The sequence below is a fragment of the Achromobacter deleyi genome, assembly GCF_902859705.1.
GTDB classification, from domain to species: domain Bacteria; phylum Pseudomonadota; class Gammaproteobacteria; order Burkholderiales; family Burkholderiaceae_B; genus Achromobacter; species Achromobacter deleyi.
Genome location: NZ_CADIJO010000013.1, coordinates 1 through 10736 on the forward strand (window position 1 = coordinate 1; position 10736 = coordinate 10736).

Annotated in this window: 11 protein-coding genes; all 11 read right to left on the reverse strand. The window is 68.5% G+C overall.

Annotation, left to right across the window (positions count from 1 at the left end):
* Window positions 1-417: two-partner secretion domain-containing protein (locus HV798_RS18660; RefSeq protein WP_175193203.1), on the reverse strand; the 417-nt coding region annotated here is incomplete at its 3' end.
* A gap of 332 nt (window positions 418-749) precedes the next feature.
* Complete coding sequence (locus tag HV798_RS18665; RefSeq protein WP_175193202.1) at window positions 750-1232, reverse strand: RES family NAD+ phosphorylase; 483 nt, start codon at window positions 1230-1232, stop codon at window positions 750-752.
* The gene (locus tag HV798_RS18670; protein ID WP_175193201.1) at window positions 1229-1711 is read right to left on the reverse strand and encodes an MbcA/ParS/Xre antitoxin family protein; all 483 of its coding nucleotides are present in this window, start codon (window positions 1709-1711) and stop codon (window positions 1229-1231) included. The genes HV798_RS18665 and HV798_RS18670 overlap by 4 nt, the downstream gene beginning before the upstream one ends.
* Window positions 1644-2717, reverse strand: coding sequence for a peptidylprolyl isomerase (locus HV798_RS18675; protein ID WP_029954470.1), 1074 nt, complete (start codon window positions 2715-2717; stop codon window positions 1644-1646). Before HV798_RS18675 ends, HV798_RS18670 begins: the two co-directional genes overlap by 68 nt.
* 99 nt (window positions 2718-2816) lie before the next feature.
* A complete protein-coding gene (locus HV798_RS18680) occupies window positions 2817-3293 on the reverse strand; it encodes a YbjN domain-containing protein (RefSeq protein WP_175193200.1) in 477 nt (158 codons plus the stop codon).
* 42 nt (window positions 3294-3335) lie between these two features.
* A complete protein-coding gene (locus HV798_RS18685) occupies window positions 3336-4040 on the reverse strand; it encodes a DNA repair protein (protein WP_246288923.1) in 705 nt (234 codons plus the stop codon).
* 10 nt (window positions 4041-4050) lie between these two features.
* Complete coding sequence (locus HV798_RS18690) at window positions 4051-5745, reverse strand: putative porin (protein ID WP_025140677.1); 1695 nt, start codon at window positions 5743-5745, stop codon at window positions 4051-4053.
* Window positions 5746-5781: 36 nt separating this feature from the next.
* On the reverse strand, window positions 5782-6495 hold the full coding sequence (locus HV798_RS18695; RefSeq protein WP_025140676.1) for a TonB C-terminal domain-containing protein: 714 nt from the start codon (window positions 6493-6495) through the stop codon (window positions 5782-5784).
* Window positions 6496-6512: 17 nt separating this feature from the next.
* A complete protein-coding gene (locus tag HV798_RS18700; protein ID WP_025140675.1) occupies window positions 6513-6932 on the reverse strand; it encodes an ExbD/TolR family protein in 420 nt (139 codons plus the stop codon).
* Window positions 6933-6944: 12 nt separating this feature from the next.
* Entirely contained in the window at window positions 6945-8876 is a 1932-nt protein-coding gene (locus HV798_RS18705; RefSeq protein ID WP_175193198.1) for a DUF2341 domain-containing protein, read from the reverse strand.
* 37 nt (window positions 8877-8913) lie between these two features.
* Entirely contained in the window at window positions 8914-10533 is a 1620-nt protein-coding gene (locus HV798_RS18710) for a ShlB/FhaC/HecB family hemolysin secretion/activation protein (RefSeq protein WP_175193197.1), read from the reverse strand.
* Window positions 10534-10736 lie beyond the last annotated feature (203 nt).

The window sequence follows — 10736 nt, forward strand, 5'->3', positions numbered from 1 at the left end:
GATGCCGGCCGGATTCGCAACGATGACGTTCGCCCGATTACCGGCCACTTCCAGCATGCCGCGCAGTTGCGAAGGATTGGGCGCCGTGACCTGGTTCAGGATGGTGGTGGCGCGCTGGTTGCCCAACATGGGGTTCCCCGCCACCTGCCCCGCCACTTGCGTCTGGCTGGCCGCGCCGCTGTTGTTGAGCACCACGCCGGACGGGCCGACGTTGAATTGCGTAAACCGGTTGTTGGACACCCCACCGGCCGAGGGCGGTGCGATGTTGACCACCGGCACGCCGTTGGCCACGCCCACCACGGGCTTCTGCCCGGCCACGTTCTGGTCTACCGAAATCGGCAAGGTCTGCGCCAGGACGGGCGTCCAGATCTGCGCCAAGACCAACAACCAGGCAATCGTGCGGCGTAACGTCGACATATCGGGCAAGACTCGGCAAGGGGTGAAACCACAACCGTTGCCAAGACAGCCGACCCTCAGCCCGCCCAGAACCCGCGGACTATCGACAAAGCCAAAAGCACCGATCCGGAAATTGCCCGCTTACGCTACGCAACCCGGACCAGATAGAACATTGGAAGATTCTGATTTTTTAACCAAGCGGGAGGAACCGACGGCAATCGGACCGAACGAAGATTGACCCGTGACCCATGCGTTGGCCGCGCATCACGCGCGGCCCACCGACGATCCAGTTACGCACGTGCCGGGCGCCTCGTCCATGTCGACCAATCCCGCGCCGACCAACCCCACACCGATCAATCCCGTGCCGACGCCAGCCACCCCGCCCCGTCCAGCACCGCCCCGTCGATGCCCGTCAGGTGCGGCGTGAACGGATACGCCACCGACGAGACGATCTGGCATTGCGCCAGCTGCGGGTGGTCGGCATTGAGCAGGTACTGGCAGCCGCCGGCCGCGGACGGCACCTTCAGCAGCAGTGCCTCGCCCTGCGCCAGCCAGGCGTTGCCGAAGGCGCGGGACGCCTGCAGATCGGTCTGCCAGGCCGCGGGCGGGCGCAGATCGGCCACCGCCTGCGCCGGCACCCGTACTTCCAGCAGGAAGTAGTTGCGCGGCAAGGCCCGCGGGTGCGCGACCTCGGCTTGCGCCAGGCGCGCGAACACCGCGGCCGCGGGAGTGGCATCCAGCACCACCACCGCGGCGCCCGCGCCATGCCAGCGGCCGGCCGGGCGCGCGCGCGGCAGCAGGTCCTGGCTGTTGCTCAAGCGCCAAAGCGCGGTCATGGGCCGTTTCCTTCGTCGATGTTGATCAGCCACTGCTCGATCATGGCGGCGTAGCGGCCGTGCTGGCACAGCAGCATCGGCACCCGGCCGTGCAGCCGGCGCTTGGGGCTGCACAGCCAGCGCCGCGCGCCGTCCGCGCCGCCGAACACCAGCTCGGCCAGCCAGGCCACCCGCAGCGCCCGGTAGAGCACGCGCAGGTCGGCCAGGTCCAGGCTGTGGTCGCGCAGCGGATCGCGCGAGCGGCCGGCCTCGACCTGCGGCACCAGCGCCAGCCAGTGCAGCAGCTCACCGGCAAACGTGGTGCGCAGCGACTGCAACAGCGCCGGGGCGCATTGCAGGCTGGCCGGCGGCCCGGCCTGGCCCAGGGCCAGGTCCAGCCGCGCGTCCAGCAAGGCGGCGACGCCGTCGCCGTCAGGGCGCGCGGGCCGCGAGGGCGGGCTGGGCTTGCGCGGCGGACGCGCTTTGTTCGAAGGCGGCATTGAGGGCCGCGCCATCAATGCTGACGGTTCCTGCATTGAGCAACCCCTCCAGGTAAGCCCGTGCCGCCAGTTCCTGGCGTTGGCTGCGCAACGCGGCGCGCAATTCTTCCTTGACCTGCTCGAACGGCGTGACGCTGGCCGCGCGCAGATCGACCACCTTCAGGATGTGGAAACCCGCCGCCGATTGCACCGGCGCCGAGACCTCGCCGGCCTTCAACTGCTCGATGGCCGGACGCATTTCCGGCGTCAGCTGCGCCAGCGGCACGTAGCCGATGTCGCCGCCCTGGGCGCGGGTGGTCGTGTCCTGCGAATAGGTCTTGGCCAGCGCGGCGAAATCGGCCTTGGGCGCCTGGGCCCGCTTGACCAGGTCCAGCGCCTGCTTGCGGGCGCTGGCCACGGCGTCGTTGTCGCCCAGCGCGGCGGGCAGGAAGATCTGGCTGACGCGGTACATGGCCGGCTGCGCCAGCTGCGGCTTGGCCCGTTCGTAGGCGGCTTGCAGGTCGGCATCGGCCGGATAGCCGTCGGGCGCACGGCTGACAGAGTCCAGGTAGGTCTGCAGCACGATGCGTTCCTGCGCGGCCTGGAAGGCGCGCTTGAGTTCGGGCTTGTCTTGCCAGCCCTGGGCGCGGGCCTGTTCGACCAAGGCCTTTTCGGCCAGGCGCGAGCGCAGCCATTGGTCCAGCCCGGCGCGGTTGCCCTGCAATTGGGCGCGGGCCTCGGGCGGCATGGCTTGCAGCTGGCGCACCAGCTCGTCGCGGTCCACCTGCACGGCGCCCAGCGTGGCGACGGCGGGGGCCTGCGCGGCGGCGGGGGCTGCCGGGTTGGCAGCCTTGGCCGGCACGGCGGCAGGTTTGGCGGGGTCGGCCGCGGCGACCTTGGCGGGCGCGGCTTCGCTGCTTTGGGCCGGATTGCCGCGCATCAGCGCCACGGCGCCGGCCAGCACCGCGATCAACAGCACGGCGGCGGTGACGCGCAACCGGGTGGGCTTGTCGGAAAGAATAGTCATGGTCGAAACCTCGCTTGCTTGAATGCGCCATTCACCCGGAACGGCGGCCGGTGGTTGGGGTCATCGCCCCCGCCGCCGGGCGCCGGCCCGGCGGATGGTTCAGTTCGCCGCCTCGGCGACGGCTTCTTCCTGCGGAGCAGGTGCCTCGGTCGCCGGGCTGGTGGCGTTGGCGCGCAGGAACAGCAGGAATTCCTGCAGCAGGCGGTCCCACAGTTCGGCGGTGGCGCGCAGGTAGTTCTCGGACACGCCGCCGGCCAGGATCACGTCCAGTTCCAGCACCAGGAAGGCGCCTTGCACGGTCAGGCGGGCAAAGCGCTTTTCCACGTTCCAGCGTTCGGCCAGGCCGGCAGGCAGCTCGCCCTGCACGCGCAATGCGCAGCTCAGCGTGTAGTCCAGGTAGTGGCCGTCTTCGGCGGCCGGGTTGCCCAGGCGCACGGCGAAGCCCACGCCCTGGCTGGCGCTGAGCAGTTGCACCATGCCGTTCTGCTCGGACACGGTGACGCGGTAGCCGGCGGATTGCAGCAGTTCCTGCAGGCGTTCGGCGTTCACGTCGAGAATCAGGCTGGAGTCGGTCATTACAGTTTTCCTAGATGAAGAAATGAAGACAGGTCTTGAAAATCAGGGTTGGGCGGTCGGGGTGGCAGCCGCGGCGGCCGGGGCCGCCGACACCTGCGCGTCGTACAGCTTGTCGCCGTATTCCTGCGCCTGTTCCTCGAACTTGACGCGGGCGCTGCCGGCAAAGGGCTGTTTCATGGCCAGGATGCCGCCGGTGCTGATGCGTTCGTAGGCGTTCAGGATTTCCTTGCCGGCCTCGTACATCTCGCGGTTCTTGGTGACGCAGGTCTTGACCTGCTCGTCGCGCTGCGCCAGCGTGCGGGCCAGCGCCACGCGCTCGGTTTCCTTGGCGCGCGACAGCGCCAGCAGCTCGTCGTAGGCGCCCTTGAACTTGCCCAGCTGGGCATGGCTGGCCGCCACTTGCGCCTGCGCGCTTTCCATGACGGCGCCCTGCTGCTCGGCCAGCTTGTCGGCCTGGCCCTTGGCCTTGGCGAGCTGGCCGCGCAGCGCTTCCAGCTCTTTCTGGGCGGCATCGCGCTGGGCCTCGGCCGCGGCCTTGGCGGCGTTGACCTGGGCCTGCTCGCTTTGCAGCTGCTGCAGTTGCTGGGTGGTGCTGCGCAACTGGGTGCGCAAGCGCTCTTCCATGGTTTCGGCCTGCGCCGAGCCGGTCAGGCTCAGGCCCGCCGCGCACAGGGCCACGGCGGCGGCCAACCGCCGGCCGCGGCCCAACGCCTGGGGTTGGCGGGATTCATCCCATACGATGTGCATGTCCATGGCCTCAGAACCTGGCGTTGATCTCGAACTGCATCGTGTCGATGGACAGCGGCGCGCCGTAGACTTCGCGGGTGCTCATCCAGCGCAGGACGCCGTACACGTTCTTGTCGAAGGCGTAGCTGCCGCCGATGTAGTAGCCGCGCGCGTTGGTGCCGCCCTGGTGGAACGACGAGTCGTTGAAGGCATCGGGCAGCGCATCGGGCTGGATGTACTTGTAGCCCACGAAGGCCAGCCAGTCGCCCTTCTCCTTCATGTCGTACGAACGGCCCAGCGTGGCCTGCAGCATCCAGGCGTTGGGGCCGCTTTCCACGTCGCCGTTGTCGCCGAAGTTGTTGACGATGTTGCCTTGCGAACGGCTGGCCATCTTGCTCTTGCTGTAGGCCAGGTTGCGGATGTAGTTGGCGTTCAGGCGCAGGCCCAGGCCGTTGAACACGCGCGTGTCCCAGCGCAGGTTCAGGTCCAGCAGGTCGAACTTGGACGCCAGGCCCACGTATTGCGGCTGCGGCGTGTTGGCCGGATCCAGCGGGTTGGCGGTGATGTTGCGCAGCAGGAAGAGCGTGTTGCCCTTCTGCATGAAGGCCGGACGCGACCAGTCGGTGTCGCAGTTTTCCTGGCCAGCCCACGGCGAGCAGGCGCTGGAGCGCTTGCCCGCGATGTTGTCGAAGTGGTAGTAGGCCAGCGCGCCGCGCACGCTGTTCTGCTGGTTGATCTTCCAGTCGGCGCCGGCCTGGGCGGCCAGCAGCCACTTGTCTTCGCTCTTGCCTTCCGAGAACGACGACGAATTCCAGCCGTTGGAGCCGTACTCGGTCGAGAACGCGCCCAGCGTGCCGAACAGGGTCACGTCGCGGCCTTCCAGCGGCTGCTTGAAGATCGCGGCCACGCCGTCGAAATTCAGGTCGTTCGAGAACAGCATGTCGGTGGATTCGAACGGGTTGGCGATGCGCCCGCCGGTCACCGTGGCCCACTTGGCCGGGCGGTAGGTCAGGTAGGCCTGGTCCAGCCAGATGTCCTTCTTGCCCATGCCGCCGCCCAGCGTCTGCGACGTGGACACCGGGCTGTCGTCGCTGCCGGTGGCCAGGCGGATGCCGGCCGACCACGACTCGGAGATTTCCGCCCGCACGCCCAGCCGCGCGCGGATGCGCAGCTGGTTGCGGCGGTCTTCCCGCGTGTTCAGCATCGGCGGGTAGTTGTTGTTGGTGTTGCGGTTCAGGTCGTACGGACCCTTCGCATTGAGCTTGGCGAAATCGACGATTTCATTGCTGTTGTTGCCCGAGTACAGGCGCGATTCGTCGCGCACGCGCACGTCGCCGTCGATGGTGATGCGCGACACCCAGTCGGGGAAGGTGTTGGGCTGGGCCCAGTTCTCTTCCTTGGCCTGCACCATCACTTCCGCCTTGACCTCGTCGCGGATCTGGTCGCGCACGGTCTGCGGAATGTAGGGCACGCGCACGTCGCCGGGCTGGGCTGCGGCCGCGCCGCGGTCCTGCGGCGCGGCGCGCGCGGCCTTCGCTTCGGCTTCGGCCTGGGCCACCAGGGCTTCGGCCTGGTCCGCCTTCAGCACGCCCTGCTGCACCAGCAGGCGGATCAGGTTGATGGTGGCGTTCTCGGACGGGGCGGGCGCGGCGTGGGCCGGCAGCGCGGCGGCGCCCGCCGCGGCCAGGGCCAGCGTTGCCGCCAACCGGTTCATTTGGAACTTCATTCTCTTGGCACTCCAGGATCGGTTCAATTCAGCACTTCAGGAGGGGCGGCGGCCGGTCAGCGATGCGCGTATGGGCATGCTGGCCGAGGCCGGCGGACGTTCATCCAGGCCCGGCACCGCGCGCAGCGCCGCCACCACGCGGGCATCGACGTCGGCATCGCCGCTGGAACGGGTCAGTTCCACCCGCGTGATCTGGCCGCTGGCCGTGAGCCAGATGTTGGCTTGCAGGCGGAAGGTCAGATTGCGCGTGCGCTCGTCTTCGCGCAGGATCTTCTGCAGCGCGTAGGCGAGGTACTGGCTGTAGGTAGCGTTGCCGGCGCGGCCGCCGCCACCGCCCGCCATGCCCTTGCCCTGCCCCGCGCCGATGTTGAACGCGTCGCTGCCCGCCTGGGCGTCGCCGTCGATCTGCATCGGGTTGGCCAGGTCGTCGGCCGGGCGCGGCGGCGCCTCGTCCTGCGGCTTGGGCGGTTCAGGCGTGGGCTGCGGCTCGGGTTCGGGCGTGGCCACGGGCTCTTCCTTGGGCGGCTCGGGCTCGGGCGGCTTTTCCGGTTCGGGCGGCGGAGGAGGCGGCGGGGGCAGCGGGATGATCGCGGTGACCTTGGGCGCGTCGCGGCGCACGCCGGCCATGTCATTGGCCCAGCGCCACAGCGCGTAGGCGGCCGCGATCAACACCACCGCCACGGCCGCCAGCTTGAGCCAGCGAAGCGCGGGGTGCGGGGTGCGCGGGGTATCGGATGCGTGTTGCGGCATGGCGGTAGCCTCGGCCCCTATCTCGGCTTGCCGGTGACCAACCCGACCTGGGCCAGTTCCAGGCGGCGCAGCAGATCCAGCACTTCCACGACCTTCTGGTATTGCACGGCGGCGTCGCCGCGCACGATCACCGGAAAATCGGGATTCAGCGCTTTCTCCGTGCGCAGCCGGTCTTCCAGCTCGGGCAGGGTGACCGGGTAGGCGTCCAGGAATACCTGGCCGGCGTCGTTGACGGAAATGGCCTTGGTCTTGGGCTGCGACAGCGCGATGGACGAGCTGGCCTTGGGCAGGTTCACCTTGATGCCGGCGATCTGCGCCGTGGCGGTCAGGATGAACATGACCAGCACGACCATCAGCACGTCGACCAGCGGCGTGATGTTGATGCCGTCGACGGGCGCGTCATCATCATCGTCCTGGGAAGCGGATACGGAAGCCATGGGGTCGTCTCCTTACGCTTCGGCGGGCTGCGGCTCGCGCACGGCGGGGCGGGCGGCGGGCGCGCGTGCGGCGCTGTGGTGGGCGGCTTCCTGGGCCTGGGTCTCGCCATGCACTTCGGCCAGGCGCGTCACAAATTCGTCGACGAACACGCGCATGTCGGCGCTGACCTCCTTGTTGCGCGAGACCAGGCGGTTGTAGCCAAACAGCGCGGGGATGGCGACGAACAGGCCCATGGCGGTGGCCAGCAGCGCGGCGGCCATACCCGGGGCGATGGCGTTGATGTTCACGTCACCGGCCATGGCCGTGCCCAGGAACACCACCATGATGCCCAGCACCGTGCCCAGCAGCCCGATGTAGGGGCCGCCGGCAATGGCGTTGGACAGCACGCCGAGCTTGGCGCCCAGCAACTGGTTTTCCTTGGTGCGCACGGCGTCCAGCGAGGCGCGGATGGCTTCGATGGTGGCGGCCGAGATCGAGCTGGTGTCGGCGCCCTGCTCGCGGCGGGTGCGGATTTCGTTGATGGCCACGCGGTACAGGCGCCACAGCGAAGCGTGTTCCAGGCGGGTCGCCAGGTTCTTGTCGTCGGCCAGCAGTTCCAGGCGTTGGCCGACCTTGGCGAAGGACTCGCGGAACTGCTCGTTGGCACGCGCCACGCGGGCCACGTTGCGGCTCTTTCGGATCATGATGATCCACGACTGCACCATCATCAGCACCAGGATGGCGATGATGACCCAGGCGTCGATCGGCACGGCCTTGAGCAGGAAGCCCAGGCCGCCGAAGCCGAAGCCCGATTGTTCTTCGTCGGTGCCGTAGGCCACCAGGCGCGATTCCGAACCTTGCGACAGCGCGTCGGCCAGGATCAGCGCGGCCGGACGGGCCACGCGCGACAGGCGCACTTCATCGATGGCGCCAACGAACGGCGTATAGACGTGCGGGGCAGCAACGGGTGCGGCGTCGGCAGCCGGGGCAGCCGGGTTGGCGGCGCCATTGGCAGCGGCGCCTTCAGCAGCGGCGGGCGTCACGGCCACGGCCGGGGCCGGCACGTCGCCGCCCAGGGCGGCGGGCGTGTTCAGCGGCGGCAGGCTGGCGGCCAGCGACGAGGTAGCGCGGCCATTCACATACAGCGTGACGCGGCTGCCATCGGCCGTCACGGCCAGGTGCTGCCAGGCGGCCGGGGTCAGCGACTGGCCGGGCTGGCTGCGCTGGCCGTTCACTTCCACGAAAGGCACGCCCTGGTTGATACCGATCAAGAACGCGTTGCCGGCATCGCGGCGGGCATACACCAGCTGTTCGCCGGCCGGTTGGTCGGCGCGCACCCAGGCGCTGAAGGTGAAGGCGCCAGCGGCCGGCACGGCCAGCGACGGGCTGGCGGGCAGCATCAGCGGGGCGCCGCCCGTGAACTGCGCGGCGCGGCCGATCACGCCGTCGACGGCAGCGGCCATCGGCGTCTGGGCATTGTTGCTGTTGCCAGTGGTGTCGCGCGGCGGGGCGCCGGCGGCGCCGTCGAAGTGGTAGACCAGCGTGTAGTTGGGGTCGAACGTCAGTTGGCCGTTGGCAGAGGCCGGGGCCTTCTGGTTGCCGTAGTACATCCAGATGTCCTGGCGCTGGCCGTCGGCCAGCTCGGGCAAGTCCACCCACACCAGCGCCATGCCCAGCAGCGGGTCGAAGGCTTCCAGCTGGTGGTTCAGCACGGTCTGGTCGTCGCCCGCCACGAAGCGGATGTCGGCGCCCTTTTCGTTGATGCCGTCGAACGAGAAGTTGCCGGTGTGCAGGCGCACCAGCAGCGGCGTGCGGCCCGCGGCGCCGCCCAGCGGCGCGCCCTGCGGCGTGCTGTCGACGGTGATCTGCTTGCGGTACTGCCAGTCAGGCTGCCACCAGGCATGGGCGGCGGACGGCAAGACGCCGGCCAGCACGGTCAGTAGGAGCATCAATAAGCGTTGCATGGTCAAGACTCCGGGGTAAATACGGTTTCGCGAGCGCTCAGAAGCTGGCGCGTACGCTGAAGTTCAGGCGGGGATCGTGTTTCTTGGTGTTGGGGCCGTCTTTGAGCGGATAGCCCCAGTCCAGCGAGCCGGACAGCCAGTCCAGCACCTGCAGGCGCGTGCCCAGGCCGACGCTGGCCAGCGAGTAGCTGGAATCCTGCTCGGGCAACGGGTCGCGCAGGCGCAGCGTGGCGGCGTCGGCAAACGCATAGAAGCGCCATTCATTGACATTGCTGCCCAGCCAGCGGGCCAGCGACGGCGTGCGCCACTCGACCGAGCCCAGGAAGCCGTCGTCGCCGGTGCGTTCGGCGGCCAGGTAGCCGCGCACGCTGGTGCTGCCACCGGCCGAGAACTGTTCGTTGGACACCAGCGCGCCGGACGACAGCTGGAAGCCTGCGCGCAGGCCCAGTTGCCAGTCGCCGAACAGGTTCTGCGTGTGGGTGCCGTCGCCGCGCAGCAGCGCGAAGCTGGGGCTGGCGCGATAGCGCTTGTCGTCGAATTCCTTCCAGTCGCTGCCCATGCCGAAGAACGAGCGGCTGGCGCCCACGACCGACAGGCCCAGGCTGCTTTGCGACGATTCGGAATAGCGGTAGCCGTTGTACGAGAACGTGAACGGCACGTACTTCAAGGGAATGCGGTCTTCGTTGTCGCCGAAACGCGTGGTTTCGTCGAACTTCTTGTAGTCCAGCCCGACCGACAGCGAGTTGTACCAGTCGCCCTGCGGCGCCAGCGTGTAGATGGCGCTCATGCCGAACGAATAGCCCTTGCCCAGCACGTTGGTACCGCCGATGGTGGCCACGTTGCTGTCGCTCTTGTAGCCGGTGAACTGCAGGCTCCACTGCTTGTCCAGCGGCATCGAGTACGAGCCGGACCAGACCTTGGCGTTGTCGGTTTCCTGGGGCGCGGTAAAGAAGGTCAGGCTGACCGAATGGCCCAGCTGCCACAGGTTGTCATAGCCCAGCGAGGCCGTGCTGCGCAGGCGCGTCGTGTCGGCGCTGTAGTCGTTGTTCAGGCCCAGGCTGGCGTGCCAGGGGTTCTTGTCCTCGACCTTCAGGTCCACGTCCATCGTGCCGGGCACGCGGCCTTCCTTGACCAGCGGCACCACCTGGCGGCTGGCGCCCTTGTTCAGGTCGGTCAGCTGGGCCTGCGCCTGGTTGAAGTTGGGCACGGCGCCTTCCTGCAGCGCGGGCACTTCGTCGCGGATCGTCAGCGGCGAATAGTGCTTGGCGCCCACCACCCGCACCCGGCCCACCTTGGTCTCGGCCACTTGCAGGAACACGATGCCGTCGGCCACCTGCTGCTCGGGCAGGTCCACGTACACCGACTGGTAGCCGCGTTCCTGGTAGATGGTCTGCAAGGCCTCGCGCGCCGATTCGATATCGGCCAGCGTGCGGTCCGGTCCCAGGTAGGGGTAGACGGCCTTTTCGATGTCGCGCGCATCCAGTACGGTGTTGCCGCGCACGATGTATTCGTTGATGTTGACGCGGCGCGCGTTGCTGTCCGCGGCCGGCGCCGGCTGCGCCCAGGCCGCGCCCGCGGCCAGCGCCAGCACCATCGCTCCCGGCGCCCGTCGCATCATGGCGCGCAGCGCGCCGACCCTGCTCTCGAAATCATGCATAGCGATGCACTCAGTTCCTTGTGTGATAACCGGTCTGGCACCGGCCGCTACCGTGCAGTGCGCTTGCGACATTCCCGTTACGGTTTTCTGCCCGCATACCCGCGTCTACAGCTTCTGCTTGTTACTAGACGTTCCGGGACCGCACGGACTGCGCGTTGTAAGAAAAATTTCATGAAACAGCGCCGGCCCGGGGAAAAGGTGCG

Bases quoted from the DNA above. Each gene is read 5' to 3' on its own strand.
- HV798_RS18665 (WP_175193202.1), bottom strand. From the start codon at position 1,232: ATGACCGCGCTTTGGCGCTTGAGCAACAGCCAGGACCTGCTGCCGCGC.
- HV798_RS18670 (WP_175193201.1), bottom strand. From the start codon at position 1,711: ATGCCGCCTTCGAACAAAGCGCGTCCGCCGCGCAAGCCCAGCCCGCCC.
- HV798_RS18675 (WP_029954470.1), bottom strand. From the start codon at position 2,717: ATGACTATTCTTTCCGACAAGCCCACCCGGTTGCGCGTCACCGCCGCC.
- HV798_RS18680 (WP_175193200.1), bottom strand. From the start codon at position 3,293: ATGACCGACTCCAGCCTGATTCTCGACGTGAACGCCGAACGCCTGCAG.
- HV798_RS18685 (WP_246288923.1), bottom strand. From the start codon at position 4,040: ATGCACATCGTATGGGATGAATCCCGCCAACCCCAGGCGTTGGGCCGC.
- HV798_RS18690 (WP_025140677.1), bottom strand. From the start codon at position 5,745: ATGAAGTTCCAAATGAACCGGTTGGCGGCAACGCTGGCCCTGGCCGCG.
- HV798_RS18695 (WP_025140676.1), bottom strand. From the start codon at position 6,495: ATGCCGCAACACGCATCCGATACCCCGCGCACCCCGCACCCCGCGCTT.
- HV798_RS18700 (WP_025140675.1), bottom strand. From the start codon at position 6,932: ATGGCTTCCGTATCCGCTTCCCAGGACGATGATGATGACGCGCCCGTC.
- HV798_RS18705 (WP_175193198.1), bottom strand. From the start codon at position 8,876: ATGCAACGCTTATTGATGCTCCTACTGACCGTGCTGGCCGGCGTCTTG.
- HV798_RS18710 (WP_175193197.1), bottom strand. From the start codon at position 10,533: ATGCATGATTTCGAGAGCAGGGTCGGCGCGCTGCGCGCCATGATGCGA.